21 protein-coding genes and 2 tRNA genes are annotated in these 26,840 nt (G+C 60.5%); 16 read left to right on the top strand and 7 right to left on the bottom strand.

Annotation, left to right across the window (positions count from 1 at the left end; translation table 11 throughout):
- A complete protein-coding gene (locus L1073_RS02975) occupies positions 1-645 on the bottom strand; it encodes a helix-turn-helix domain-containing protein (RefSeq protein ID WP_246896772.1) in 645 nt (214 codons plus the stop codon).
- A 411-nt stretch (positions 646-1,056) separates the two neighbouring features.
- On the opposite strand from L1073_RS02975, the gene L1073_RS02970 reads away from it, so the two are divergent.
- The 4 genes from L1073_RS02970 (at position 1,057) to L1073_RS02955 (ending at position 3,877) form a co-directional block, all read left to right on the top strand.
- A complete protein-coding gene (locus tag L1073_RS02970; protein WP_246896771.1) occupies positions 1,057-1,953 on the top strand; it encodes a LysR family transcriptional regulator in 897 nt (298 codons plus the stop codon).
- Positions 1,954-2,034: 81 nt separating this feature from the next.
- Complete coding sequence (gltX, locus tag L1073_RS02965) at positions 2,035-3,513, top strand: glutamate--tRNA ligase (protein WP_246896770.1); 1,479 nt, start codon at positions 2,035-2,037, stop codon at positions 3,511-3,513.
- 197 nt (positions 3,514-3,710) lie between these two features.
- A tRNA-Ala gene (locus L1073_RS02960) sits at positions 3,711-3,786 on the top strand.
- 15 nt (positions 3,787-3,801) lie between these two features.
- Positions 3,802-3,877 (top strand) — tRNA-Glu (locus tag L1073_RS02955).
- Positions 3,878-4,370: 493 nt separating this feature from the next.
- Here the strand turns inward: L1073_RS02955 and gltA are convergent.
- Positions 4,371-5,657 (bottom strand): citrate synthase, encoded by a 1,287-nt coding sequence (gltA, locus tag L1073_RS02950; RefSeq protein ID WP_246896769.1) that lies wholly within the window; start codon positions 5,655-5,657, stop codon positions 4,371-4,373.
- 413 nt (positions 5,658-6,070) lie between these two features.
- Between gltA and sdhC the strand changes: the two genes are divergently transcribed.
- From sdhC to sucD, 9 genes are all read left to right on the top strand, one after another.
- On the top strand, positions 6,071-6,448 hold the full coding sequence (gene sdhC, locus L1073_RS02945; protein ID WP_246896768.1) for a succinate dehydrogenase, cytochrome b556 subunit: 378 nt from the start codon (positions 6,071-6,073) through the stop codon (positions 6,446-6,448).
- Positions 6,442-6,789 (top strand): succinate dehydrogenase, hydrophobic membrane anchor protein, encoded by a 348-nt coding sequence (gene sdhD / locus L1073_RS02940; RefSeq protein ID WP_246896767.1) that lies wholly within the window; start codon positions 6,442-6,444, stop codon positions 6,787-6,789. The genes sdhC and sdhD overlap by 7 nt, the downstream gene beginning before the upstream one ends.
- Positions 6,790-6,792: 3 nt before the next feature.
- Positions 6,793-8,565, top strand: a complete 1,773-nt coding sequence (gene sdhA / locus L1073_RS02935; protein WP_246896765.1) for a succinate dehydrogenase flavoprotein subunit — start codon at positions 6,793-6,795, stop codon at positions 8,563-8,565.
- 14 nt (positions 8,566-8,579) lie between these two features.
- On the top strand, positions 8,580-9,290 hold the full coding sequence (locus L1073_RS02930) for a succinate dehydrogenase iron-sulfur subunit (RefSeq protein WP_246896763.1): 711 nt from the start codon (positions 8,580-8,582) through the stop codon (positions 9,288-9,290).
- A gap of 234 nt (positions 9,291-9,524) precedes the next feature.
- On the top strand, positions 9,525-12,359 hold the full coding sequence (locus tag L1073_RS02925; RefSeq protein WP_246896761.1) for a 2-oxoglutarate dehydrogenase E1 component: 2,835 nt from the start codon (positions 9,525-9,527) through the stop codon (positions 12,357-12,359).
- Between the two features lie 43 nt (positions 12,360-12,402).
- Positions 12,403-14,013 (top strand): 2-oxoglutarate dehydrogenase complex dihydrolipoyllysine-residue succinyltransferase, encoded by a 1,611-nt coding sequence (odhB, locus tag L1073_RS02920; protein WP_246896760.1) that lies wholly within the window; start codon positions 12,403-12,405, stop codon positions 14,011-14,013.
- A 58-nt stretch (positions 14,014-14,071) separates the two neighbouring features.
- Entirely contained in the window at positions 14,072-15,511 is a 1,440-nt protein-coding gene (gene lpdA / locus L1073_RS02915) for a dihydrolipoyl dehydrogenase (RefSeq protein ID WP_246896759.1), read from the top strand.
- Between the two features lie 141 nt (positions 15,512-15,652).
- Positions 15,653-16,819, top strand: coding sequence for an ADP-forming succinate--CoA ligase subunit beta (sucC, locus tag L1073_RS02910; protein ID WP_246896758.1), 1,167 nt, complete (start codon positions 15,653-15,655; stop codon positions 16,817-16,819).
- On the top strand, positions 16,819-17,691 hold the full coding sequence (sucD, locus tag L1073_RS02905) for a succinate--CoA ligase subunit alpha (protein WP_246896757.1): 873 nt from the start codon (positions 16,819-16,821) through the stop codon (positions 17,689-17,691). Before sucC ends, sucD begins: the two co-directional genes overlap by 1 nt.
- 180 nt (positions 17,692-17,871) lie before the next feature.
- Here sucD and gpgF read toward each other — a convergent pair whose 3' ends face one another.
- The 5 genes from gpgF to L1073_RS02880 all read right to left on the bottom strand — a co-directional run bounded on the left by gpgF (position 17,872) and on the right by L1073_RS02880 (position 23,590).
- Positions 17,872-18,864 carry a glucosaminyl phosphatidylglycerol flippase gene (gene gpgF, locus L1073_RS02900; protein ID WP_246896756.1) on the bottom strand — a complete coding sequence of 331 codons (993 nt, stop codon included), beginning with the start codon at positions 18,862-18,864 and terminating at the stop codon, positions 17,872-17,874.
- A complete protein-coding gene (gene gpgD / locus L1073_RS02895; protein ID WP_246896755.1) occupies positions 18,861-19,637 on the bottom strand; it encodes an N-acetylglucosaminyl phosphatidylglycerol deacetylase in 777 nt (258 codons plus the stop codon). Before gpgD ends, gpgF begins: the two co-directional genes overlap by 4 nt.
- Positions 19,630-20,748, bottom strand: a complete 1,119-nt coding sequence (gpgS, locus tag L1073_RS02890) for an N-acetylglucosaminyl phosphatidylglycerol synthase (protein ID WP_246896754.1) — start codon at positions 20,746-20,748, stop codon at positions 19,630-19,632. The genes gpgD and gpgS overlap by 8 nt, the downstream gene beginning before the upstream one ends.
- A gap of 153 nt (positions 20,749-20,901) precedes the next feature.
- The gene (locus L1073_RS02885; protein ID WP_246896753.1) at positions 20,902-22,842 is read right to left on the bottom strand and encodes an exoribonuclease II; all 1,941 of its coding nucleotides are present in this window, start codon (positions 22,840-22,842) and stop codon (positions 20,902-20,904) included.
- Between the two features lie 118 nt (positions 22,843-22,960).
- Positions 22,961-23,590, bottom strand: a complete 630-nt coding sequence (locus L1073_RS02880) for an SDR family oxidoreductase (RefSeq protein WP_246896752.1) — start codon at positions 23,588-23,590, stop codon at positions 22,961-22,963.
- A 281-nt stretch (positions 23,591-23,871) separates the two neighbouring features.
- On the opposite strand from L1073_RS02880, the gene L1073_RS02875 reads away from it, so the two are divergent.
- Genes L1073_RS02875 through L1073_RS02865 form a run of 3 tightly spaced genes read left to right on the top strand, consistent with a single transcriptional unit; the run spans position 23,872 to position 26,792 of the window.
- On the top strand, positions 23,872-24,612 hold the full coding sequence (locus L1073_RS02875) for a GntR family transcriptional regulator (RefSeq protein WP_246896751.1): 741 nt from the start codon (positions 23,872-23,874) through the stop codon (positions 24,610-24,612).
- An 18-nt stretch (positions 24,613-24,630) separates the two neighbouring features.
- Positions 24,631-25,773: an N-acetylglucosamine-6-phosphate deacetylase gene (nagA, locus tag L1073_RS02870; protein WP_246896750.1), complete on the top strand. Its 1,143-nt coding sequence runs from the start codon at positions 24,631-24,633 to the stop codon at positions 25,771-25,773.
- A complete protein-coding gene (locus L1073_RS02865; RefSeq protein WP_246896749.1) occupies positions 25,770-26,792 on the top strand; it encodes an SIS domain-containing protein in 1,023 nt (340 codons plus the stop codon). The genes nagA and L1073_RS02865 overlap by 4 nt, the downstream gene beginning before the upstream one ends.
- Positions 26,793-26,840: the final 48 nt, after the last annotated feature.

Below are 26,840 nucleotides of genomic sequence, written 5' to 3'. Positions count from 1 at the left end.
TCACTCACTGTCATTACATTTTTGCCAGCGAGCCTGAAGGCGCCCTGCTATGCGGAAGGGGAGCGGCTTGTTCGAGTCGACAAGCGTGCAGTGCCCAGGGGCATCAATGCGCAATGTCTTCGGTTCAGGCTGGCTCAGGTGCAGGATCGTGAGTGCATGTCGCCATTCGAGCAGATAAAGCCCTTCCTGCCGGAAGTGCGAGGTGGGCAGAATGGCGGCGATATCGCCTTCCTCAAGATAAGCGAACGTCTCGCCTGCGCCTGGTGTCACTAGGTAACACCCCTTAACTAGAGCATCGATAGCGATGCCTGAGCCGGCAAGAGGGTCGGCGAGCGTTTGAGCTTCCCACGGCACCGGGGGCGTAGCGTGTAGTGCCAAGAGGCGTGCATTGCCGGGCGCGTCCTCGGTGGTACGTTGAGAGGCCGGGGGCTTGGCGACGGCAGTGCCATCTTCGAGTAATCGTTCGAGCGGGCAATGCAGCGCATCGGCCAGCGCGATGAGTCGCTCGTGTCCGACTTGTCTGATCGTGCCGGATTCCCAATAGGAAATCGTGACGTCCGATACGCCGACACGCCTGGCCAAGGCGGCCTTGCTCAAGCCGGCGTCTATCCTTAGCTGCTTGATTCGGGGTCCCAGTGCGTCCATGTAGACATCTCGCCATGAGGTGAACGCGTTAGCATAGCCAGCCAATGCCAAAGTATGTTTCGGGTTGGGGGTTATGAACAGCATGCAATGCGAATGTCGGATCCGTATTGCAGTGTGGAAAGGAGAGAATGAGTAGGAAAAGAGCGCCGGCCGTCCCGAAGAACAGCCTGGTGGCGCAAAGAAAAGCTCGTTTCACTGAAGACGCCACACGGCGCAGGAAAGTCGAAGCTGCCTGGCGCCGTTAGCGTGCGCGCGGCAATTCCGCTGAGAAAAGGCCACGCATGTCGGGAGCGATACGATACCTCGCCTACCCGAGCGGCAAGTATAAGCAGTCGGCCTTTGCGTAATAAGAGGGTACAATCGAAAACTAGTGTTTCTAATTTGGAAACTGCGTATCGGAGTATCTTCAACGTGACGACACTGGATGCATTGCGGGTCTTCGTCGAGGTCGTTCGAGCAGGGAGTTTTACCTCAGCGGCGCGGCGTCTGAGTATTTCCAAGTCGTTGGCTTCCAAGCGTGTGGCCGCGCTCGAGGATGAGTTGAGCGTCAGTCTACTCAACCGCTCGACGCGTTCACTGCGCCTCACGGAAGCCGGACAGATCTATTACGAGCATGGGTTGCGGGTCATCGAAGAATTGCAGACGGCGGAGGCGCAGGTACAGTCGGTGACGTCGCAACCTCGGGGGCAACTCAAGGTCAGCGCCCAGGTGAGCTTCGGCTTCATGTACTTGGCGGCGCCGACCACGGCCTTCATGCGTCGTTATCCTGAGATGTCGGTGGAAATCCTGCTCGAGGATCAGCGTTTCGAGCCCATCGACGAATCGGTGGACCTGGCCATTCGCATGGGCCCGATGCCGCCTTCGAGCCTGGTGTCGCGTCCACTGTGCAAAGTGGTCTATGGCTTGTACGCCGCGCCGGATTATCTGGCCCGTGTCGGGCGGCCGCTGCATCCCAAAGATATCGCCGAGTTCGATACGGTGTTCTACGGCAATTACGATCTCGGCGCTCACTGGCGTTTTTCGCTCAATGGGCAGCCGCTGGATATCGAGCCCAACTCACGCCTGGTGATCAATAACCTGCTGGGCGTCGTCGAAGCGGCAAAAGCGGGGTTCGGCTTGGCCTATCTGCCGACATTCGCGGCGCGCGCGGCGGTGGAGGAGGGGCAGCTGACACCGCTCTTGCAGCCGTATTGGAATGAGCACGGCAGCATGTTGGTGTTGTTCCGTTCGCGTAAATACCTGCCCGACAAGACCCGTGCCTATCTGGATTTTATTACCGATTGGTTTCGTGAGCACCTGGCGTTGTGAAGAAGGTGTCGGCGGTGCTGATGCCGGGTTGGTGCATGCGTATAATGATGCCATCGCCAGTCACCAATGATCGGGAACTTCATGACCGTACGTACACGTATTGCGCCGTCGCCGACCGGCGATCCCCATGTCGGCACGGCCTATATTGCGCTTTTCAACCTCTGCTTCGCGCGTCAGCACGGCGGGCAGTTCATTCTCCGCATCGAGGATACGGACCGCGTGCGTTCGACGGCCGAATCGGAGCAGATGATCCTCGACTCCCTGCGCTGGCTGGGACTCGAGTGGGATGAAGGCCCGGATATCGGTGGCCCTCATGGCCCATACCGCCAGAGCGAGCGGGGCGATATCTATGCGCAATATGCGCAGCAACTGCTTGACGCCGGACATGCGTTCAAGTGCTATCGGACCAGCGAAGAGCTCGACGAGCTACGGGAGACGCGCAAGGCAGCAGGGCTGCACTTGGCGCTCAAGCCTGCGGATCTGGCACTTGCCGACGAAGAAGTAGCGCGTCGCGAGCGCGAGCAGTGGCCTTACGTGGTGCGCATGAAGGTACCCAGCGAGGGGAGCTGTATCGTCAGCGATATGCTGCGTGGCGAGATCGAAGTCGACTGGGCGCAGGTCGATGCCCAGATCCTCCTCAAGTCTGACGGCATGCCGACCTATCATTTGGCCAATGTCGTCGATGACCATATGATGGGTATCACGCATGTCATGCGGGGTGAGGAGTGGATCAATTCGGCACCCAAGCACAAGCTGCTGTATGAATACTTCGACTGGACGATGCCGACGCTGTGCCATATGCCTCTGCTGCGTAACCCGGACAAGTCGAAGCTGTCCAAGCGCAAGAACCCGACCTCGATCAATTATTATCGGCACATGGGCTTTTTGCCGCAGGCGGTGACCAACTATCTAGGGCGCATGGGCTGGTCGATGCCTGACGATCGCGAGAAGTTTACCCTCGAGGAAATGATGGCGAACTTCGATATTCAGCGCGTATCGCTGGGTGGCCCGGTGTTCGACCTGGAGAAGCTCACCTGGCTCAACGGCGTCTATATCCGCGAGGATCTGGACGATGCGGCACTGCTTCAGGCGTTGCGTGAATGGGCCTTCAATGAAGAATACGTCAACCAGATCCTGCCGCAGGTACGCCCGCGGATATCGACGCTCTCCGATGTCATGCCGCTGGCCGGGCATTTCTTTTCGGGGGTGCCGCCGCTCGAGGCGTCCAGTTTCGAGAGTGTCAAGCTCGAGCATGAAGACCTGCTCAAGTTGCTGCAGTTTTTGATCTGGCGCCTGGAAGGCGTCTCGAGCTGGCACAAGGAGGCATTGCTCGACGAAGTCAAATCCCTGGCCGAGGCGTTCGACATGAAGATGAAGGCGTTCCTGGCGCCGGTCTTCATCGCCGTCACGGGGAGTGCGACCTCTACCTCGGTGCTGGATGCCATGGCGATTCTCGGCTCGGACATGACACGGGCACGCCTGCGTCATGCCACCCAGGTGCTGGGGGGCGTTTCCAAGAAACAGGCCAAGCGCTTCGAGAAAGAATATCGGGAGCTGTAGGCTACGAGCGAGCTGCGGGCGACGAGCTACGAGCCGCTGGCAGCAGGCTGGCGACGATCCAGACTGCTGCTTGCCCGAAGCCCGAAGCCCGAAGCCCGAAGCCCGAAGCCCGAAGCCCGAAGCCCGAAGCCCGAAGCCCGAATTCAGGCTTGACGAAGCCAGGTGGAATCAGTATTCTACGCACCGTCTTGAGGCACGGGGCCTTAGCTCAGTTGGGAGAGCGCAACACTGGCAGTGTTGAGGTCAGCGGTTCGAACCCGCTAGGCTCCACCAAGCTCAAGGCAATGCGTCCCATTCGTCTAGTGGTCCAGGACACCGCCCTTTCACGGCGGTAACAGGGGTTCAAACCCCCTATGGGACGCCACTTTTTCTTGCCTATCAGCATCAGCAATGGCGATACCGGAGACGCGAAAGCGTCTTTTTTGTCTCTGCTCTCCACTCGCTATTAGACGTTTTTATACGTTTTCCCCCTTGACACCTCCAAGATCTTGTCCACTGCCGTGTGGTTTTCCTTATCGTGTTGTGTATAACGCCGAATGAGGCCCGTCATGCTGCGCGTTATAGTAAAATATTATGTTTTTCAATAACTTATGGAAGGTTAAAAATTAACCGATCTGAGCGTAACCGCCTTGTCATGGTGTTTCTGGCGAACTACCTAGAGGTTTTGAACAGGTTTATCCACAGAAAGTGTGGAAAACGCTCAGTGGCGTCAGGATGGAAAAACTCAACTGTGGGAGAGGACACTCTTGGGGGTAGGAGAGAAGGCGGCTCAAAACGCAACGGACCGCCCTGAAGGCGGTCCGTGATGCTTGTGCAGTCATCTTGATTGGGAGTTGCAGCCGCGTTCTGCTGGCGAGTTACTTGGCCGGATAGTCCCGCTTGGAATGACCGACATAGAGCTGACGCGGGCGACTGATGCGATAACTGCCGCTGATCATCTCGTTCCAGTGGGATATCCAGCCAATCGTGCGCGCCGTGGCGAAGATCACGGTGAACATGTTGGTCGGAATACCGATCGCTTTGAGGATGATGCCGGAATAGAAGTCGACGTTCGGGTAGAGCTTGCGCTCGATGAAGTAGTCGTCTTCCAGTGCGATCTGCTCGAGTCGCTTGGCGATCTTGAGCTGCGGGTCGTCGGCCAAGCCGAGTTCGCCCAGCACTTCATCGCAGGTCTCTTTCATAACCTTGGCGCGCGGATCGAAATTGCGATAGACGCGGTGGCCAAAGCCCATCAGCTTGAACGGGTCTTCCTTGTCCTTGGCGCGGTCGATGAAACGTTGGATGTTCTCCTCGGACTCATCGCCGATCTCGTCGAGCATGTTGAGCACGGCTTCGTTGGCGCCGCCATGGGCCGGACCCCATAGCGCGGCGATGCCGGCACTGATGCAAGCGAAGGGGTTGGCGCCCGTCGAGCCTGCCAGACGCACCGTGGAAGTGGAGGCATTCTGTTCATGGTCGGCGTGCAGCATGAAGATCCGGTCCATGGCCTTGGCGAAGACCGGATTGACCTCGTAGCTTTCACACGGGTTGCCAAACATCATGTAGAGGAAGTTCTCCGCGTAATCGAGATCATTGCGCGGATAATTGAACGGCTGGCCAATGTTGTACTTGTGACACATTGCGGCCAGTGTCGGCATCTTGGCGATCAGGCGAACCGCGCTGACACGCCGTTCTTCTTCCTTGGTGATGTCCAGGTTGTCATGGTAGAAGGCAGCCAGGCCACCGACGACCCCGCACAGGATCGCCATCGGGTGGGCGTCGCGGCGGAAGCCCTTGAAGAAGTTGACGAGTTGTTCGTGGACCATGGTGTGATTTCTCACGGTGGCCGCGAAGTCGTCGTATTGCGCCTTGTTGGGGAGCTCTCCGAAGAGCAGTAAATAACAGAGTTCGACGTAATTGGAATGCTCGGCCAGTTGGCCGATAGGGTAACCGCGGTGAAGCAAGACGCCCGCAGCACCATCGATGTAGGTGATGCTTGATTCGCAGGAGGCGGTGGCGACGAAGCCCGGGTCGTATGTGAACAGACCTTCGCTGGTCAGGCCGCGGACGTCGATCACATCAGGCCCGACGGTGCCGGAGTAGACAGGGAACTCGATCGTCTTGTCTAACCCTTCTACCGTCAACTGCGCTTTCCTGTCAGCCATTATGGCCTCCTCTTTTTACCTAAGTCTTTGTCTTGCTTGCCATGCCAGCGAAAATAATGCGCCTACTATAGAACCACGCAGTGGATTGTCAATTGGCCTAGGGCGCCTGTGCCCATGGGGCGCCGTGCAAGGCGCATTGCGGCCTGTCGATGGACGTGTCCCGGTGTGGCAATATAGAAAGGTCGAGCAAGGCTTTTACCCGGAGTTGCCGCCCTATTTGACGCGTCCAAGGGAACGGCTGCAAGGGTTATCTCATTTGTCATGACATCCCCCGGTCCTTATAATCTTTATCCGCGCGACTGGCAGGAGCATGGCTTGGTCATGTAAGCCCTCGACCAAGGCCTCCCCCTCAAACCACCGCCCGCACCGGGTACAGCCCTAGCCGCTGGCGGGCCAAGAGAGTGTGATGAGCCGTGAATAGCAAAAGACCCGTAAATTTAGACCTGACGACGATAAAATTTCCACTTCCCGCACTGACCTCCATCGCCCACCGCGTGACCGGTGTCATCCTCTTCGTGGGGTTGATCTTCGGTTTCTGGGCCCTCGACGCGTCACTGTCGTCTCCCGAAGGATTCGAAGCAGTGCGTGACACCCTCGCCAACAACGTCCTCGCCAAATTGATCGCCTGGGGATTGCTCTCGGCACTCGGCTTTCACTTCGTGGCCGGCATCAAGCACCTGCTGATGGATGCAGGCATTGGCGTGGATCTCGAGAGTGGGCATCGCAAGGCGCAGATCACGGTCGTGATCAGTGCCATCTTGGTGGTTCTGGCAGGAGTCTGGGTATGGTAACCAACATCACTAACCTCGGCCGCAGTGGCCTGTCCGATTGGCTGATCCAGAGAGTCTCGGCGATCATCCTGGCGGTCTATGCCGTGTTCATGGTCCTGTATCTACTGTTCCATCCGGGGCTCGATTATGCCACGTGGAGCGGTCTCTTCTCACAGACCTGGATGCGCATCTTCTCCCTGCTGGCCTTCATTTCCATCGCGGCGCACGCGTGGGTCGGTTTGTGGACGGTGTCCACCGACTATCTCAAGCAATCGGGAGCACGCGTTGCATTTCAAGCGGTCGTCATGCTGGCCATCTTCGTTTTTCTGGTGTGGGGCATTCAAGTCCTTTGGGGAGCCTAATTCATGTCCAATATGCGTAGCCTGACATTCGACGCAATCATTATCGGTGGCGGTGGCTCTGGCCTGCGTGCCGCGCTCGAGCTGGCCAAATCCGGCAAGAAGACTGCAGTACTATCCAAGGTTTTTCCGACGCGCTCGCACACCGTCTCCGCCCAGGGCGGCATTACCTGTGCCATTGGCTCCGCCGACCCCAATGACGATTGGCGCTGGCACATGTACGACACCGTCAAGGGCGGTGACTATATCGCCGACCAGGATGCCGCTGAGTATCTCTGTTCAGAAGGCCCCAAGGCGGTCTTTGAGTTGGAGCACATGGGGTTGCCGTTTTCGCGTTTCGATAACGGCCGTATCTATCAGCGTCCCTTCGGTGGCCAGTCCAAGGACTTTGGCAAGGGCGGCCAGGCCGCGCGCACATGCGCCGCCGCCGACCGTACCGGCCATGCGCTGCTGCATACGCTTTATCAGAATAATCTGAAAAACAATACCGTATTCCTGAATGAATGGTATGCGGTGGACCTGGTGAAGAATGCCAACGGCGATGTAGTGGGCTGTATCGCCATGTGCATCGAAACCGGCGAGCTCGTACATATCAAGTCCAAGGCAACGGTATTGGCAACCGGTGGCTCGGGCCGTATCTACGCGTCCACGACCAACGCCCTGATCAATACCGGTGATGGCATCGGCATGGCGCTTCGCGCCGGCTTCCCGATGCAGGACATGGAGATGTGGCAGTTCCACCCCACCGGCATTTACGGGGCCGGCGTGCTGGTTACCGAAGGCTGTCGTGGCGAGGGCGGCTACCTGATCAACAAGGATGGCGAGCGCTTCATGGAGCGTTACGCGCCGAACGCCAAGGATCTGGCCGGCCGCGATGTCGTGGCCCGCGCCATGGTCATGGAAATCCTTGAAGGGCGCGGTTGCGGCGAAAACGGTGATCACGTCATGCTCAAGCTCGATCACCTGGGCGAAGAGGTCTTGGGTAAACGCTTGCCGGGGATCGTCGAGCTATCCAAGACCTTTGCCCATGTCGATCCTGCCAAGGACCCGATTCCGGTCGTGCCGACGTGCCATTATATGATGGGCGGCTTGCCGACCAACGTGCACGGCCAGGCGATCATGCAGGATGCCGACGGCAACGATCAGATCGTCAACGGCCTGTTTGCCTGTGGCGAGGCGGCATGCGTTTCCGTACACGGCGCCAATCGTCTGGGTGGCAATTCATTGCTCGACCTGGTGGTCTTCGGGCGTGCTGCCGGCATGTTTATCGAAGAAGCGCTCAATGCGGGTGTCGATTATCTCGAGGCGGCGCAGTCCGATATCGATAGCGCCATGGCGCGTATCACTCGTTGGGATGAGTCGAGTGGTGGTGAGGCGATCCATGAGCTGCGCGCCGAACTGCAGGATGTCATGCAGAACGATTTCGGGGTCTTCCGCCAGGAAGACAACATGCAGGAGGGCGTCAAGAAACTGGCCGACCTCCGCGAGCGTATCAGTAATGCGCATCTGGCCGATAAATCCAATGCCTTCAACACTGCGCGTGTCGAAGCGCTGGAACTCGACAATCTGCTCGAGGTGGCGGAAGCCACGGCGATCTCCGCACTGGAGCGCAAGGAAAGCCGCGGCGCACATTCGCGCTACGACTATCCGGATCGCGACGACGCCAACTGGCTCAAGCACTCCATTTACTTCCCGGTCGAGAAGCGGCTTGGGCAACGTGACGTGAACTTTGCGCCGAAAACCGTCGAGACCTTCGAGCCGAAAATTCGCACCTATTAAAGGGGTTGTTCAAGATGTCTACGCTTCAGGTATCTATCTACCGCTACAACCCGGAAACCGACTCCGCGCCCTACATGCAGGAGTTCGAGCTGGACACGCAGGGCCGCGACATCATGGTTCTCAATGCGCTTGAAATGATCAAGCAGCAAGACAGCTCCATGGCGTACCGGCGTAGCTGCCGCGAAGGAGTTTGCGGTTCCGATGGCATGAACATGAATGGCAAGAACGGCCTGTCGTGCGTCACGCCGTTGTCCGAGGTGGTCAAGGACAACAAATTGGTGCTGCGTCCGCTGCCCGGTTTGCCGGTCATCCGTGACCTGGTGGTCGACATGGGGGTGTTCTACAAGCAGTACGAGAGCATCCAGCCCTATCTGCAAAACGATACTGCTGCGCCGGCCACCGAGCGTTTGCAGTCGCCGGAAGAGCGCGAAAAACTCGATGGGCTCTACGAGTGCATCCTGTGTGCTTGCTGCTCCACGGCCTGCCCGTCCTTCTGGTGGAATCCGGACAAGTTCGTGGGGCCGGCCGGTTTGCTGCAGGCTTATCGTTTCCTCGCCGATTCGCGTGATACCGCAACGAATGAGCGCCTGGCGAGGCTTGAGGATCCGTTCAGCCTGTTTCGGTGCCGTGGCATCATGAACTGCGTGGCGGTATGCCCTAAAGGGCTCAACCCGACGCGGGCGATTGGCAAGATTCGTGAGATGTTACTGTCCAATGCCACTTAAATCGCGCCGCGTGGCTTGTTATCATTGGCAACAAGCTTCTTCATGCGACATGGCGTCGCAGGAAGTCGGTTCCCCGAACGCCGTTGGCCGGTGCCCTGCGCACCGGCTTTTGACGATAAGTGGACCCCAGCGTCGCGTATGACGCCAACCTGCTTCCGCAGGCCCCAAGTGACGCTGGCACGTCCGGTCGTGCCGGCGCCAAGAACACCCATCAGTGCATAGGGTGACCAAAAAATGCAAGAAGGCATAATGGAGTTGATGTGGCGCACTTCCCATGTCAGTGGCGGCAACGCCCACTACGTGGAAGCGCTCTACGAGCAATACCTCGTCGAGCCCTCTGACGTTCCCGACGAATGGCGTAACTATTTCGATCAGTTACCTCGTCCGGAAGGCGCTCCCTCTCACGATGTTCCTCTCAGTCCGATTCGCGATCAGTTCTATCGGTTGGCACAAAACCAGCGTGGCAAACCCGCCGCCAGTGTCGCTGACAGTAGCGAGAACAAGAAGCAGGTCAAGGTTCTCCAACTGATCAACGCATATCGCTTCCGCGGCCATCAGCGGGCCGATATCGATCCCCTGGGGCTTCGCAGCCCGACCCCGATTCCTGATCTGGATCTTGCCTTCCATCAGCTGACCGATGCTGACATGGAAACTTCCTTCCAGACCGGTTCGCTGTTCCTGGGCAAGGATCAGGCGACGCTCAGGGAAATCGTCGACGTCCTGGAGAAGACGTACTGCCGCAGCATTGGCTGCGAGTTCATGCATATCGTCAACACCGACGAGAAGCGCTGGCTGCAGCAACGCTTCGAATCGGTGCGCTCCAAGCCGGACTACAGCGTCGATGTGCGCACGCACATCCTCGAACGCTTGACGGCCGCCGAAGGGTTGGAAAACTATCTCGCGTCCAAGTATCCAGGCACCAAGCGGTTTGGTCTGGAAGGCGGCGAGACTTTCATTCCGATGGTCGACGAAATCATCCAGCGCACCGGCAATTACGGTACCAAGGAAGTCGTCATTGGCATGGCGCACCGGGGACGCCTCAACCTGCTGGTCAACTTGCTGGGCAAGAGCCCGTCGGAACTGATCGACGAGTTCGATGGCAAGAAAGTCATCCAGCAAGGTTCGGGGGATGTGAAGTACCACCAGGGCTTCAGTTCCAACGTCATGACCGAAGGTGGCGAGGTCCACTTGGCCTTGGCGTTCAACCCCTCGCATCTCGAGATCGTCACGCCGGTGGTCGAAGGGTCCGTGCGTGCCCGCCAGGACCGCCGTGAAGACGGCGAGGGCGCCAAGGTACTGCCGATCGTCGTGCATGGTGATGCCGCCCTCGCCGGCCAAGGCGTGGTCATGGAGACATTCCAGATGTCCCAGACGCGTGGCTACAAGACCGGCGGCACCGTGCATATCGTCATCAACAACCAGGTCGGTTTCACCACATCACGGCCTGATGACGCACGCTCTACGGAGTACTGCACCGATATCGCCAAGATGGTCCAGGCGCCGATTTTCCACGTGAACGGCGACGATCCCGAAGCAGTGGTGCATGCCACCCAGGTGGCCGTGGATTATCGTTATCAGTTCAACAAGGACGTGGTGATCGATCTCGTCTGCTACCGCAAGCGCGGTCATAACGAAGCGGATGAGCCTTCCGGCACTCAGCCCTTGATGTACCAGAAGATCAAGTCGCACAAGAGCTCGCGCGAGCTCTACGTGGCGCGTCTGGTGCAAGAGGGCATGATCAGCGACGATGACGCGGCCGCCATGGTCGAGAAGTATCGCGATGATCTGGTGGCGGGCAATCACGTCGCCAATGCGTTGGTCAAGGAGCCCAATACCGAGCTGTTCGTCGACTGGACGCCTTATCTGGGGCACACCTGGACTGGCGACGCCGATACGTCGGTGGACATGACGCGGATACAGCAGCTTGCCACCAAGATGTGCGAGGTTCCCGAGGAAGTCGAAGTCCAGCGCCAAGTGGCCAAGATCTACGAGGATCGTCGCAAGATGGCCGCTGGTGACTTGGCCATCAACTGGGGCTTCGGCGAGACACTGGCGTATGCCACCTTGCTGGATGAAGGCCACCCAATTCGCCTGACGGGCCAGGATACGGGGCGCGGTACTTTCTCTCACCGTCATGCCGTCGTGCATAACCAGAAAGACGGTTCGACCTTTGTGCCGCTTGAGTACATCAAGGAAGACCAGCCGAATTTCACCATTCGCGACTCCCTCCTGTCCGAGGAAGCGGCGTTGGCATTCGAGTATGGGTATTCCACGACCACACCCAAGGCCTTGATCATTTGGGAAGCCCAGTTTGGCGACTTCACCAATGGGGCACAGGTGGTGATCGACCAGTTCATTTCCTCCGGCGAGACGAAATGGGGGCGGCTGTGCGGTCTTACCATGTTGTTGCCGCATGGCTATGAAGGCCAGGGCCCCGAGCATTCCTCGGCGCGTCTTGAGCGCTTCTTGCAATTGTGCGCGGAACACAACATGCAGGTCTGTATGCCGACCACACCGGCGCAGATTTTCCATCTCCTGCGTCGTCAGGTGATTCGCCCGCTGCGCAAGCCGCTGGTGATCATGTCACCGAAAAGCCTGTTGCGTCACAAGGAAGCAACCTCGACGCTGGAAGATCTGGCCAACGGCCGCTTCGAAATGGTGCTGCCGGATCAAGGCAAGCTCGACGCGGAGGCGGTCAAGCGCGTGGTGTTGTGCTCGGGTAAGGTCTACTACGATTTGACGAGCTATCGTGCCGAGAATGGCAACGACGATGTTGCGATCGTACGTTTGGAGCAGATCTATCCTTTCCCCAAGGAGGAGCTGTACGAGGTCTTCAAGACCTATCCGAACCTCGAGCAGGTCGTTTGGTGTCAGGAAGAGCCGCTCAACCAGGGCGCCTGGTATCAAAGCCAGCATCATATGCGCCTGGTCGCCGATATGGTTCAAGAAGGCTTGGGGCGCGATCTGAAGTTCGCAGGGCGTCCGGCATCCGCCGCGCCGGCATCCGGCTATATGTCCGTCCATGTTGAACAGCAGCGTCAGCTGGTGGAAGACGCCATTACGGGCTGAGGCGTTCTCCATCGGGATCGAGAGAAAACACTAAGGAAACGACATGGCTACTGAGATCAAAGCGCCGAATTTCCCGGAATCCGTCGCCGAGGGCACCATCGCCACTTGGCACAAGAAGGTCGGTGATAGCGTTGAACGTGATGAGCTGATTGTCGAGATCGAGACGGACAAGGTCGTTCTCGAAGTCGTGGCGCCGGACGCCGGCACCGTGACTGAAATCAAGGTGGAAGAAGGCAATACATGCGATTCTGAGCAGGTGCTCGGGATGCTGGGTGCCGCGAGTGAAGGCGGCGGCGAAAAGTCCGCCAAGGACTCTAAATCCGCTGAGGGCTCGAAAAAAGAAGAGGCCAGCGAGAAGCAGGACACGGCAGCGGCCAAGTCCGACGACGCCAAGCCGGCGGCGTCCGGCAAGCAGCATGACGTCAAGGCGCCGAGCTTCCCGGAATCCGTTCAGGAAGGCACTGTGGCCACCTGGCACAAGCAGGTCGGTGAAGCAGTGAAGCGTGACGAGATTCTCGCGGATATCGAGACCGACAAAGTGGTGCTCGAAGTCGTCGCCCCGGCCGACGGTGCCATCAGCGAGATCAAGGTGCAGGAAGGCGAGCAGGTCGAGTCCGAAGCGGTACTCGCGTTGTTTGCCGAAGGCGCCGGCGGTGATGCGGGGGGCGGCGAGGCTGCCGCATCCGGTAATACGGCGAGTGAGTCGAAAGACACCGGTGGTGGCAGTGACGAAAAGGTCGGCGACAAGATCCTCGCGCCGGCGGCGCGCAAGTTGGTCGCCGAACACGACCTGGACGCCAGCAAGATCGAAGGTACCGGCAAGGGTGGCCGTATCCTCAAGGAAGACGTCCAGAAGGCCGTCAAGGACGGTTCCGCGAAGAAGGATGCCAAGCCCGCCGGTGGCAGTGGCGACGTCAAAGCGGCCGCTGCACCGGCACCTGCCGTCGAGGGCGATCGTCCCGAGCAACGCGTGCCGATGAGCCGTTTGCGCCAGACCATCGCCAAGCGCCTGGTGCAGGCGCAGCAGACCGCCGCCATGCTGACCACCTACAATGAGGTGGACATGAGCGCGGTAATGGACCTGCGCAGTCAGTACAAGGAAACCTTCCTCAAGGCGCACGATACCAAGCTCGGTTTCATGGGCTTTTTCGTCAAGGCGTGCACCGAGGCACTCAAGCGCTTCCCCGACGTGAACGCCTCGATCGATGGCAGCGATATCGTCTATCACGGCTATCAGGATATCGGTGTTGCCGTGTCCACGCCGCGTGGCCTGGTCGTGCCGGTGTTGCGTGATACCGACAGCATGAAGCTCGCCGATGTCGAGAAGAGCATCGTCGACTTCGGCAAGCGTGGTCGCGACGGCAAGCTCGGCATCGAAGACATGCAGGGCGGCACCTTCACCATTACCAACGGCGGTATCTTCGGGTCGCTGCTGTCGACGCCGATCATCAATCCGCCGCAGACCGCGATCCTGGGTATGCACAAGATCCAGGAGCGGCCGATGGCCGTCGACGGCAAGGTCGAGATCCGCCCGATGATGTATCTGGCCATCTCTTATGATCACCGTATGATCGATGGCAAGGACGCGGTGCAATTCCTGGTCACGATCAAGGAACTGCTCGAGGATCCCGCACGTTTCTTGCTCGACGTGTGATGGCTGTCGTCAAACAATGCGTTGCGACTAATTAATTGAATTCGAACAGGATGATTTCATGGCCGATAAATTCGATGTGATCGTTATTGGTGCCGGGCCTGGCGGGTATGTGGCGGCCATTCGCGCTGCTCAGATGGGTCTGAAGACCGCGTGCGTCGAGAAGTGGGTCAACAAGGAAGGCAAGACTGTCCACGGCGGCACCTGCCTGAACGTGGGTTGCATTCCCTCGAAGGCCTTGCTGGAAACCTCTCACAAGTTTGTCGAAGCTCGCGATCATTACGCGGAGATCGGCATCGAGGTGGGCGAGCCGAGCCCCAACATCGCCAAGATGCAGGAGTTCAAGGAAGGCGTCATCGCCAAGAACGTGGGCGGCATCAGCGCACTGTTCAAGGCCAACGGCGTCACGGCGCTGGAAGGCACCGGCAAGGTCGTCTCCGACAAGCAAGTCGAAGTCACGGGGCATAATGGCGAGACGGCGACCTACGATGCCGAGAACATCGTGATCGCGTCTGGTTCTACGCCTGTCGATATTCCGCCGACACCGCTGACCGAAGGATTGATCGTCAACTCTACCGGCGCGCTGGAATTCGACGAAGTGCCCAAGCGCCTCGGCGTGATCGGTGCCGGTGTCATCGGTCTCGAGCTGGGCAGTGTCTGGAATCGCCTGGGCAGTGAAGTCACGGTCATCGAGGCGATGGATAGCTTCCTGCCGATGGTCGACAAGGACATTGCCAAGGAAGGTCAGAAACTGCTCAAGAAGCAGGGCATGGACATCAAGATGGGGGCTCGCGTGACGGGCTCCGAGATCAAGGACAAGGAAGTCGTGGTCAAGTATTCCGACGCCAATGGCGATCAGGAACAGACCTTCGACAAGCTGATCGTGTGTGTGGGACGTCGTCCCTACACCGAGGGCCTCCTGGACGATAGCGTGGGCGTCAAGCTCGACGAGCGCGGCTTCGTGTTCGTCGACGATCAGTGCCGCACCAACGTGCCGGGCGTCTACGCCATCGGCGACGTGGTGCGTGGTCCGATGCTGGCGCACAAGGCCTCCGAAGAGGGCGTGATGGTGGCCGACATCATCGCCGGTCACAAAGCCGAGATGAACTACGATGCCGTCCCCAGCGTGATCTACACCTCACCGGAGATCGCCTGGGTCGGCATGAACGAGCAGGATGCGAAAGAAGCCGGCATCGAAGTCAAGACCGGCTCCTTCCCGTTCTCTGCCAATGGGCGTGCGCTGGCCAACAATGCGTCGGAAGGCATGGCCAAGGTCATTGCCGATGCCCAGACCGATCGCATTCTGGGGCTGCACATCATCAGTCAGCATGCCGGGGAGCTCATCGCGCAGGGCGTCATCGCCATGGAATTCGGCTCCAGTGCCGAAGATCTGGCCTTGACCTGCTATGCGCACCCGAGCACCTCGGAAGCCGTGCACGAAGCGGCGTTGGCAGTGGATGGTCATGCCATTCACATGGCCAACCGCAAGAAGCGCAAATAAGCGCTTCGTTAGCGTCCCACTGCGTAGAGACGCGTCGCTCCCGCCAAGGCGGGAGCGAACAGGGGTGGCGGTGGCCTGAGGCCGTAAAAGGTCGAGGCTATCGCTACCATTCGAGTCACATGCAACCAATGGCATGACACGATGAACCTTCACGAGTATCAGAGCAAACAGCTGTTTGCTGATTATGGTCTACCGGTGTCCAAGGGTTTCGCCGTGGATACCCCCAAGGAAGCTGCCGAGGCGTGCAAGAAGATCGGCGGTGACAAGTGGGTCGTCAAGGCCCAGGTTCACGCAGGTGGCCGTGGCAAAGCGGGCGGCGTCAAGCTAATCAAAAGCCCAGAAGAAGCCCAGGCCTTTGCCGAGCAGTGGCTTGGTGAGAGCCTGGTGACCTTCCAGACCGATGAGAAGGGACAACCGGTCACCAAGATTCTGGTTGAAAATCTTACCGATATCGCCAACGAGCTTTATCTGGGCGCCGTCGTCGATCGCGGCACACGCCGTATCGTTTTCATGGCCTCCACCGAAGGTGGCGTGGAAATCGAGAAGGTCGCTGAAGAGACGCCTGAAAAGATTCTCAAGGCCGAAGTCGATCCGCTGGTCGGCGCTCAGCCGTATCAGGCGCGTGAACTGGCGTTCGCTCTGGGTTTGGAAGGCGTACAGATCAAGCAGTTCACCAAGATCTTCCTGGGCCTGGCCAAGCTGTTCGAGGAAAAAGACCTCGCGCTGCTCGAGATCAACCCGCTGGTGATCAACGAAAGTGGTGATCTGCACTGCCTCGATGCCAAGATCGGCCTCGATGGCAATGCGCTGTATCGTCACCCCGATCTGCAGGCCATGCGTGACCCGTCCCAGGAAGACGAACGTGAGGCGCACGCCCAGGCGTGGGAACTCAACTACGTCGCTCTGGAGGGCAACATCGGCTGCATGGTCAATGGCGCCGGTCTGGCCATGGGCACCATGGATATCATCAAGCTCAACGGCGGGCAGCCGGCCAACTTCCTGGACGTTGGCGGCGGTGCCACCGAAGAGCGTGTGGGTGAAGCCTTCAAGATCATCCTCTCCGACGATTCCGTCAAGGCCGTGCTGGTCAACATCTTCGGCGGTATCGTGCGTTGCGACATGATTGCCGAGGGCATCATCGGTGCCGTCGAGCAGGTCGGTGTCAACGTGCCGGTCGTGGTGCGTCTCGAAGGCAACAACGCCGAGCTGGGTGCCGAGAAATTGGCCTCCAGCGGACTGAACATCATCGCTGCTACCAGCTTGACCGACGCGGCCCAGCAGGTCGTCAAAGCAGCGGAGGGCAAGTAATGAGTATCCTGATCGACAAAAGCACTAAGGTCATCTGCCAAGGCTTCACCGGTGGCCAGGGGACCTTCCACTCCGAGCAGGCGATTGACTACGGCACCCGGATGGTGGGTGGCGTGACGCCAGGCAAGGGTGGCCAGACGCACCTCGGTCTGCCGGTGTTCAACACCGTCAAGGAAGCCGTCGACACGACCGGTGCCGAAGCCTCCGTGATCTATGTGCCCGCGCCGTTCTGCAAGGATTCCATCCTTGAGGCCGCCAATGCCGGCATCAAGCTGATCGTGTGCATCACCGAGGGGATTCCGACTCTCGACATGCTCGACGTCAAGGTCAAGTGCGACGAGCTGGGTGTGCGCCTGATCGGCCCGAATTGCCCGGGCGTGATCACGCCGGGCGAAACCAAGATCGGCATCATGCCGGGGCACATCCACAAGCCCGGCAAGGTCGGCATCGTATCGCGCTCCGGTACCTTGACCTATGAAGCCGTCAAGCAGACCACCGATCATGGCTTCGGCCAGTCCACCTGCGTGGGCATCGGCGGCGACCCGATTCCGGGCTCTACCTTCATCGACATCCTCGAGAAGTTCGAGCAGGATCCGCAGACCGAAGCGATCGTGATGATCGGCGAAATCGGCGGTACCGCCGAAGAAGAAGCGGCAGCCTATATCAAGGCTAATGTTTCCAAGCCGGTGGTCTCCTACATCGCAGGTGTGACGGCGCCTCCCGGCAAGCGTATGGGCCATGCTGGCGCCATTATCGCGGGCGGCAAGGGTACTGCGGATGAGAAGTTCGCAGCGCTTGAATCCGCAGGCGTCAAGACCGTGCGTTCGCTCGCCGAGATCGGTGATGCGCTGAAAGAAGCGGCTGGCTGGTAAGTCGCTTTCAGGCCCGGCGGCTCATGGGTGGCCGGGCAGTGAACATAACGAAGGGCATCCCCACGGGGATGCCCTTCGTCGTTTCAGGTGTTGTACAAAAGCGACCTGCATTCGCTGCCTTTCTTGAAAACACGATAGTGCGTCTTGAAAACGCGATAGTGCGTGAAAACGGGTGAGTGATTAGCGGCGGCGGGATAGAAGCCTGGCGAAGGCGCGTCCTGCCATCGCCAGGAAGACCGGCGCGCCGGCGATGAGGTAGAAGTAGTAGGTCACGAAGCGCCAGATGAGCACGGCGGCAGCGGCGCTTTGTGTGCCGATCAACGGCGTCAGTAGTGCGGTGGAGGTCAACTCGGCACCGCCTGCGCCGCCGGGCAGAAAACTCAATTGTCCCGCCGCCATGGAGAGCATTTGTACGAGGAAGGTCCAGGCCCAGTCGATGTGTGCACCCAGGCCCTTTACGGCCAGATAAAGGACACTGTAACGCAGCATCCAGTGGGCGCAGCACAGCGCGAAGACTGCTAACAAGGTCAGACGCGGCAGGCGTAGCGTCTCGATCAAGGCATTACGAAAATGCAGCAAGCGGCGGGCGAAGCCGAAGCGAGCCTTGCGACGTACCTTGAGCCGCTCGAGCCAGCCGCCGGTAACCTGAAGCAGGCGTCCATAGTGGCGTATGACCAGCCATAGCAGGATGAAACCGCACACTAGCAGCAACGATGGCAAGCCCACCAGCCAACCGAGGTTGAGGTCGATGGCCTCGATGACGACATACAGCGCGACGCCGATCAATGCAGAAAGAAAGAAAATCAGGTCGGTCAACTGATCGACGGCGAAAATCGCCGAGGCTTGCGCGGGACGAACCCCGTGCCGGGCCAGCAAACCCAAGAGCGTCAGCAGCCCTCCGGTACCGCCGGGGGTAGCGCAGATAGCGAACTCGGTGGACATCACGATACCCACCGCGCGCGTCTGACCGAGGTATCCTGCGCGTCCTGCCAGCAACAAGCGAAGCCGCAAGGCATTGATGTTCCAGCAGATGACGATCAGCAGCAGCATGAACGCCAATTGCTGCAAGGGGAATGCGGCGAGTTCGCCAAAAAGTGCACGCCCCCCGAACAAAAATGGGATGCTGATGGCAGCCAACAACCCGATGACCAGCAGGATCACCAGACGCTTCATGCGGCGTGCTGCTCCCGCTGACGTTGACGAGCTACCCAGTCGTACTTGGTGATGGGCTGACGCCCTTCGAGGATCAGGCGTTCCAGAATCTCGAGCCAATAGGCTTGAACACTGGCATGGCGCATGTCCACGGGATGCAGCCCCAGGCGCAGCAAGGGGGCCTGGCGGGCACGCCAGCGCTGCGTTTCGCTGACCAGGCGTGACAGACCACGACGCCAGGCGCTACGGGCGCTCCATACCAGCCCCGGAGCGTCGATACGCGTGAAGTCGGGCAGCGTATACAGATGCTGCGGGTCACTGGTGTAGCGGAAGTCGCGTTGGGCCAATGCTTGCCGCGCTCCTTGGCTCATGAGCCAAGCTGGCGCCACGAACCCCGTGAGCGGCCAGCCCTGTGAGCGAAAGAGTGCTATGCCCTTGTCCAGCCGCCGTGCCGCCTCGTGTTGGTCGAGGGCGTAGAACTCGCCTTCCCAGGTATACAGGCGCCGCATGAACCAGTCGCGAGGCGTGCGCGGTGAGGGTGCATCGTCGCAATGGTAATAGCCATGCAGTGCCAATTCATCGCCCATGGCGTGGCGGTGTTGCAAGTGCTCTAGGAAGCTGCCATTGCGGCGACAGTCGCTGCGATGATGAAAATCAGGCACCACCAGCCAGGTGATGGGGATCGGGCCGTATTGACGTGCCAGGGCGTCGACCCGGGCCACGAAGTCGGCGTAGTCGTACCAGGTTTCCGGCGCGACATCGTGGAGGACGAGGGAAAGGTGACGATCAGCCATGCTGAAGACTCTCCGTGTTGACGCGTTGCCCGGTCAATTCACGATAATGATGCATCAGGCTGGCGACCACGATATCCCAATCGTGATGACGTTCGACATGCTGGCGGGCACGGCGTCCTTGTTCCTCGGGGGCGTTGGCGCAAAGTTCACGCACGGCGCGTGCCATGTCGTCCGCCGAGTGGGGCTCACATAGCAGTCCGCAGCCCAGGGGAACGTTCTCGGCCAGGGCACCGGCGCGTGCCGCGACGACCGGAATGCCACTCGCCATGGCTTCCAGGGCGACCAGACCGAAGGTTTCCTGAGTACCGGCATGCAGCAGCATGTCGCTGCTGGCCAGCCATTCGGCGACGTCGGCGGTGGCCGTGTAGCGGCCGATGACGCTGACATTGTCGGGAACGCGTCGCGGCATCTGCGGCCCGATCAACAGCAGGTGGTAGCCTTTGCCGAGACGCCGTGCGGTTTCCAGCAGGACCGGCAGGTTCTTCTCGCGCGAGCCGCGTCCTACGAAAATCAGCAGGCGGGTATCGTCGTCGAGACCCAAGCGCTGGCGGTAGATATCTTGGCGGCGCTGGGGCGAGAAAACCTTCAAGTCGACACCTAGCGGTTGCAGGGCGACATTGTCGAGGCCGAGGTCATGCAGTTTATCGGCAATGACGCGGCTGGGTGCGAGGACGCGAGCGCAACGACCATAGAGGTTTTCGACATAGCGTTCGAGGGCCAGGCGCGTCCAATTCCCGAGACGATTGCCGATCAAGCGAGGCAGGTCGGAATGGTAAAACCCCACCACGGGCACATCCAGGCTCCGACCGGCGTCGAGCGCTGCCCAGGCGGTGACGTAAGGATCGCCTGCTTCGATGATATCCGGTGCCAGTTGGATGAGTTCGCGTCGCCAGACCTCGCGTTTCAGAGGAAAACGATAACCTTGGCTAAAGGGAAGTGGTGGCGCGGGGACTTCATGAATGGACTTACTGACGGTAAGGCGGGCGCCGGGGACCAGTAGGCTGGACGTCGCGCCAGGCAGTGTCGCCAAACGGCTGCGTTTGGCCTCGAGATAGGTGCGCACCCCGCCGCTGGCAGGGGCGTAGAACATCGTGATATCGGCGATGTGCAAAGCGTGACTCCTCGAAACCTTCCCGGTTGGTTACGGAGTGACCGCTCGGACCCTGGCGGGTCTGTCGTATGAATGTCACCGTGCTGTCATGAGATTAAGCTGGCACATGCCATGCCTTGCGTCCACTACTTGTGACACAAGGCATGGTCGGCTTCAGACGGCGGGACGTGCGACCAACGAGCGCGTCGTCTCGACGGCTTCGGCCAGTGCGACCTGAACGCTGTCACCGAGCTTGTAGCGCGGTTGGCCCTCGATCTGGATACGGCCTTCCTTGTCGTCGATGACGACCTTGTCACGCTCACGGTGCATGAACGGTGCCGGGACGAAGGCCGTGGCGCCATTGGCTGTCAAGCGCACTCGCATACCGCCACGGTTGATGGCGACGATCTCGGCATCGAAGACTTCGCCGTTTTCGGCGGAAGGACCGAGATAGCGTACGTAGAGCCAGTCCTTGACGTCACGCTCTGCCATGCGATTCAGGCGCCGCCGCTCGGTAAGCTGCTCGGTCAATGCCTGGCTGGCCTCGGCCGGTGCGTCCTCGCCCTTGAGTACGCGCTTGATCAAGCGGTGATTGACCATGTCGCCGTACTTGCGGATGGGCGATGTCCAGGTGGCGTATGCTGGCAGCCCGAGCCCGAAGTGCGGACCGGGTTGGGCAGACATGTTGGTGTAGCCCTGGAAACGCCGTAGGCGTGCGTCGAGCCAAGCGTCCTCGCGTGCTTCCAGGGCGCGGCGCAGCTCGCGATAGCGCGAGAGTTCTAGCAACTGTTCGCGTTCCACGTTGATGTCCTGGGTGGCCAGGAACTCGATCGCCTGATCGGCCTTCTCGGGCTCGAACGCCTGGTGCACGTTGAAGATGCCATGGCCTACGTGCGAGGCCAGCAGGTCGGCACAGCAGGCGTTGGCCGCGATCATCGACTCTTCGATCATGCGCTGAGCGGTGCGACGTTCCTCGATACGCACCGCCAGCACGTTGCCCGCGTCATCGACATCGAAGGCATAATCGGGGCGGTCCTTGAACACCAGTGTGTGTTCTTCGCGCCATGCGTTGCGGGCCTCGGTCATCGCGGCCAAGGCCTTGAGCTGCGTGGCCATGGTGTCGTCGGCAGGGGCCCAATCGCCTTGGCCTTCCAGCCAGTCGGAGATCTGGTCGTACACCAGACGTGCATGCGAACGGACATTGGCGGCGAAGAAACGATAGTCGCCGAGGGTGCCATCGCGCTGGATATCCAGTGTGCAGACCAGGGTCGGGCGCTCCTCGCCTTCCTTGAGTGAGCACAGCTCGTTGGCCAGCGTTTCCGGCAGCATGGTGACGTTCTGGCCCGGCAGATACACGGTGAAGGCGCGTGTCTGCGCTTCCAGATCGACCGGATCGCCCTCGCGAACGTACGCGGTTGGATCGGCAATCGCCACGCTGAGACGCCAGCCATCTTCGCGTGTCTCGATGTGCAGAGCATCGTCCATGTCGCGGGTCTTTTCACCGTCGATGGTGAAAAAGGGCGTCGCGGTCCAGTCCTCGCGCTCGAGCCCTTCATCGTGCAGCGGCCACTCCTCGCCGAATTGCGGCGAGGCCTGTTCCAGCGCGTGGCGCGCCAGGGTTACGCGCCACGGTACGGCGGGGTTGTCGGCCTTGACCACGAGTTCATCGACCTGGGCGAAGAAACCGCGGTCGTCGGGTTTGAGCGGGTGGCGCACCAAGCGTGCCACGACCCAGTCGCCGTCGCCGAGCGTGCTTTCGTCGAGGGTGTTCTTGAGGCGTGCGCGCAACTGGTTGTTGATCAACGGATGGTCGGGAACCACGCTAAGGCGTCCATCGCGTTTGACCAGCCGTGCCACGAAGCGGTCGAGCCCGGCTTCGAGGAGCGTATCGGGCTCGGCGGAGGTCTTGTCCCCCTCCTGCTTGATCAGCGCATCGACGCGGTCGCCATGCAGTACCTGCTTCATGGCGGGGGGCGGAACGAAATAGGAGGTACCGTCTTCGACTTCGAGAAAGCCGAAGCCGCGGTCGGTGGCCTTGATCACCCCTTGAACACGCGGGGTGGTTTCACGAATCTGTTGCTTGAGCTGGGCAAGCGCGGAGTTGTTCTGCAGCATCGAGACACATTCGGTTGGGGGGAGTAGGTCAATACTATACGGGTTCGCGTATCCCCCGCCAACCAACGCCTGGCGGGGAGAAGCGGGGGATAAACGCGATCCCTTGCCGAGCGCTGGATCAGCGCAGCGCCTCGCCAATCGCCTTATCACCATCGAGCAGGGAAAACTCGTGCTGGCGCAGCTCACGGTTGCGCACTACCTCAAGCAAGGCGTGCGCGACATTGGCGCGTGAAATGCGGTTGTCGTCGGCATTGGCGACGTCGGTGGTGACACGTTGCGTTGCGGCCTCGTCGGTCAGTCGGCCCGGCTTGAGGATCACGTAAGGCACGCGGGAGGTGCGTAGATGCGCATCGGCGGCATGTTTGGCGGCTATGTAGGGGCGCAGTTTGGTCGGTGCCTCAAGCACCTTATCGGCACGCATGGCGCTGAGCATGATGAAACGCCCGATACCCAGCGATGCCGCCAGATCGACCGCGCTCAGCGCACCGTTGAGATCGATCATCAGCGTCTTGTCGGGACCGGTATGCGGACCCGACCCCGCCGCGAAAACCACTTGATCGCAGCCATAGAAGGCATGGCGGAAATTGCTTTCCAGATCGGCAAGCACCGTTTCGATGCCTCGCGCCTGGAACCACGCCTGCTGTGACGTATCACGGATCATCGCCCGAACCGGCACGTCGGCTTCATGCGCGAGTTCGCAGAACTGGCGGCCGATCTGGCCGTTGGCACCGATTACCAGTGTCTTCATGGGGTTCTCCTGAGAGTTGTCTTTGCCGTGCAGTTGCTTTGACACAGACTGTTGTCGATTCCTAGTGAATGCGGTTCTCGGCGCCAGTAATCAAGCCCGAAAAGTGCTTTCGTCGACCAGCCTTGCTTTCCATTTCTCTTCTCTCTTCCTTCTTATCTCTTCTACCTCTCTGTTCACGTTCTCCTTCGGCATATATACCACTACAAGACCAATTGGTATTTGACTGGTATTAAAGAGGCTCTATATTGGTTATAAAGAACCCGACAGGAGAGAGCGCCTTCATGGATCCACGCTTTGCCCAGATCACTCTCGACCCCGATTTGGCGACGCCGCTTTATCATCAGTTGGCGCGGCAGCTCGGCGATGCCATCGAGGCGGGGGCCTGGCAGGCCGGTGAGGCCTTACCTTCCGAGCGTGCCCTGGCCGAGACGCTGGAGGTTTCGCGCATTACCGCACGCAAGGCGCTGGAGCGGCTCGCCGAGCAGGGCCTGATTCGGCGCACCCACGGCTCTGGCACGTTCATCGCGCCCCGCTTCAATCAGCCACTGACGCGTCTGACGAGTTTTTCCGAGTTGCTGACGCAGCGTGGCTTTACGCCCCGCTCGCGCTGGTTGTCGCGCCAGTTGGGCATGCCGAGTACCGAAGAGGCGCTGCGCTTGGGGCTGCGCGGCGGCACCCGCGTTGCACGGCTCAAGCGCCTGCGCCTAGCCGACGACGTGGTAATGGCGGTGGAGGAAAGCTGCTTGCCCGAATCGATACTGCCCGAGCCGGAAGGCGTCGGGCAGTCGCTCTACGCGACGCTGGAAAAGCACGGTAAGACGGTGGAGCGCGCCTTGCAGCATCTGACCGCCGTCAACGCCGACGCCGAACTCTCTGCGCTGGCCGAAGTGCCCGAGGGCCAGGCGCTGCTCAAGGTCACCCGGCTCGGCTACCTCGCCGACGGCACCCCTGCAGAGCTGACCATCACTTACTGCCGCACCGACTACTACGACTTCATGGTCGAGCTTCACCGGGCGCGATAAGAAGGAAAAGGTAAGCCAATGCATTACGGCAACATCCTCACTCCCGAAGGCTGGCGCCTCGGCGAGATCCACTGGCGCGATGGGCGTATCGCGCGCATCGATGGCAAGCCGGCAGATCCGGCCGACAACGACGCGCCCTATATACTGCCCGGCTTCATCGACCTGCATGTGCATGGCGGCGGGGGCGCCGACACCATGGAAGGCGGCGAGGCGGTGACCACGCTGGCGCGTACCCATGCGCGCTTCGGCACCACCAGCCTGCTGGCGACGACGATGACCGCCACCGACGCCGAGGTGCGCCAAGTACTTGGCGAAATCGGTGCCTTGATGGAACAGCCACCCGGCGAGGGCGCACGCATTCTCGGCGTGCACCTCGAAGGCCCCTACATCAATCCCGGCAAACTCGGCGCCCAGCCGCCCCACGCCCGACCCGGCGAGATCGCCGAAATCGACGCGCTGTGCGAGCTGGCGCCGATCCGGCTGGTGACCCTGGCGCCGGAACTCTCCGGACATTACGCACTGATTCGGCATTTGAGCGAGCGCGGCGTGCGTGTCCAGCTCGGCCATACCCTGGGCACCTACGAACAGGGCGTGGCGGCGATGGAGCACGGCGCCTGCGGCTTTACCCACCTCTACAATGCCATGACCGGCCTGCATCACCGCCACCCGGGCATGGCCGGCGCGGCGTTGGCGCATGCCGACTTCGCCGAGCTAATCCCCGACTTGTTGCACGTCCATCCCGGCGCGATTCGCGTCGCGCTCAGGAGCATTCCACGTCTTTACGCGGTCACCGACTCGACCGCCGCCGCCGGCATGCCCGACGGCGAATACCGCCTCGGTGAGCAGGCGGTGACCAAGTGCCTGGGCGGGGTACGTCTGGCCGATGGCACGCTCGCCGGCAGCACCCTGACCATGGATCAGGCGCTGCGCAACCTGGTCGCTATCGGTCTGTCACTGGCCGAGGCCAGCGAACGCGTATCGCGCCATCCCGCCGATTTTCTCGGCCTGCCTGACCGCGGCCGATTGGCCGATGGTTGTTACGCCGACGTCGTGGTGCTCGATCGCGATCTGGCCGTCGACTGTGTCTATGTCGAGGGCCAGATCGTGGCTGGCGATCACCCCGAAAACGCCCCAGCGACCCGCCCAGGAGACGATGCATGAGTTCGATGATGCTCAGCGAAGCGCGCGATGCCCCCGAGCGCATTGCCGATCAATTGGCCCGCAATGCCGAATCGCTGGCCGAACTCGGCGAGTGGCTGCGCCAATGCGACCCGCACGGCGTGGTCACCGTGGCGCGGGGGAGCTCCGACCATGCCGCCAGTTACTTCGCCTATTTATGCATGCAGAGCCGAGGGATTCCGGTTGCCTCGCTGCCGCCGTCGCTGACCACCCTGGCGCGGGCGCCATGGAAGCTCGATGGCCAACTGGCGCTGGCGATCTCACAGTCCGGTCAGAGCCCCGACCTGATCGAGACCCAAAAAGCGCTAGCCGCCGGCGGGGCGCAGACGCTGGCGCTGGTCAATACGCCGCAGTCGCCGTTGGGCGAAGTGAGCGACCGTGAAATTGCGCTGCAGGCCGGTGAAGAGCGCAGCGTCGCCGCGACCAAGAGCTACCTGGCCACGCTATCGGCCTGTGCGCAGCTGCTTGGCTACTGGAATCGGGACCGCGAATTGCTCGCTGCGCTCGAGGCGCTACCCGCACGGCTGCGCGTGGCGGCCGAGCAGGACTGGTCACCGGCCATCGAGGCACTGCGCGATGCCGACAAGTTGATGGTGGTGGGGCGCGGCGCCGGATTGGCTGTCGCCCAGGAAGCGGCGCTCAAGTTCAAGGAGACCTGCGCCCTCCAGGCCGAGCCGTTCAGCGGTGCCGAGGTCAAGCACGGTCCGATGGCGTTGATCGGTCCCAGCTATCCGGTGCTGGTGTTCGCGCCGCCGGGGCCCGAACAGGCCGGCCTGCTCGAACTTGCCGAATGGCTTGAGAGTGTTGGCGCGCGGGTGATCCTGGCCGCCGATAAAGGCGTCGCCCAGCGCGAGCTGACGCTCGCCGACGCCGGCCATGCGGCGTTGCAACCGCTGTCGGTGATCCAAAGCTTCTACGTTATGGCAGCCCAACTGGCGGTGGCACGGGGTAGCGACCCCGACCAGCCGCGACATCTCAAGAAGGTAACCCGTACGCGCTGAGCGCTTTTCGATTCCTTTTCCAGTAACAGCTTTCTCCACAACAACAAC

Source organism: Chromohalobacter nigrandesensis (genome assembly GCF_023061285.1).
Classification (GTDB): Bacteria; Pseudomonadota; Gammaproteobacteria; order Pseudomonadales; family Halomonadaceae; genus Chromohalobacter; species Chromohalobacter nigrandesensis.
This window is presented reverse-complemented; position numbering and strand designations above follow the sequence as displayed.

Coding starts and splice junctions, on each gene's coding strand:
- L1073_RS02975 (WP_246896772.1), bottom strand. CDS start 645: ATGGACGCACTGGGACCCCGAATCAAGCAGCTAAGGATAGACGCCGGC.
- gltX (WP_246896770.1), top strand. CDS start 2,035: ATGACCGTACGTACACGTATTGCGCCGTCGCCGACCGGCGATCCCCAT.
- gltA (WP_246896769.1), bottom strand. CDS start 5,657: ATGGCTGACAGGAAAGCGCAGTTGACGGTAGAAGGGTTAGACAAGACG.
- sdhD (WP_246896767.1), top strand. CDS start 6,442: ATGGTAACCAACATCACTAACCTCGGCCGCAGTGGCCTGTCCGATTGG.
- sdhA (WP_246896765.1), top strand. CDS start 6,793: ATGTCCAATATGCGTAGCCTGACATTCGACGCAATCATTATCGGTGGC.
- L1073_RS02930 (WP_246896763.1), top strand. CDS start 8,580: ATGTCTACGCTTCAGGTATCTATCTACCGCTACAACCCGGAAACCGAC.
- L1073_RS02925 (WP_246896761.1), top strand. CDS start 9,525: ATGCAAGAAGGCATAATGGAGTTGATGTGGCGCACTTCCCATGTCAGT.
- odhB (WP_246896760.1), top strand. CDS start 12,403: ATGGCTACTGAGATCAAAGCGCCGAATTTCCCGGAATCCGTCGCCGAG.
- lpdA (WP_246896759.1), top strand. CDS start 14,072: ATGGCCGATAAATTCGATGTGATCGTTATTGGTGCCGGGCCTGGCGGG.
- sucC (WP_246896758.1), top strand. CDS start 15,653: ATGAACCTTCACGAGTATCAGAGCAAACAGCTGTTTGCTGATTATGGT.
- sucD (WP_246896757.1), top strand. CDS start 16,819: ATGAGTATCCTGATCGACAAAAGCACTAAGGTCATCTGCCAAGGCTTC.
- gpgF (WP_246896756.1), bottom strand. CDS start 18,864: ATGAAGCGTCTGGTGATCCTGCTGGTCATCGGGTTGTTGGCTGCCATC.
- gpgD (WP_246896755.1), bottom strand. CDS start 19,637: ATGGCTGATCGTCACCTTTCCCTCGTCCTCCACGATGTCGCGCCGGAA.
- L1073_RS02885 (WP_246896753.1), bottom strand. CDS start 22,842: ATGCTGCAGAACAACTCCGCGCTTGCCCAGCTCAAGCAACAGATTCGT.
- L1073_RS02880 (WP_246896752.1), bottom strand. CDS start 23,590: ATGAAGACACTGGTAATCGGTGCCAACGGCCAGATCGGCCGCCAGTTC.
- L1073_RS02875 (WP_246896751.1), top strand. CDS start 23,872: ATGGATCCACGCTTTGCCCAGATCACTCTCGACCCCGATTTGGCGACG.
- nagA (WP_246896750.1), top strand. CDS start 24,631: ATGCATTACGGCAACATCCTCACTCCCGAAGGCTGGCGCCTCGGCGAG.
- L1073_RS02865 (WP_246896749.1), top strand. CDS start 25,770: ATGAGTTCGATGATGCTCAGCGAAGCGCGCGATGCCCCCGAGCGCATT.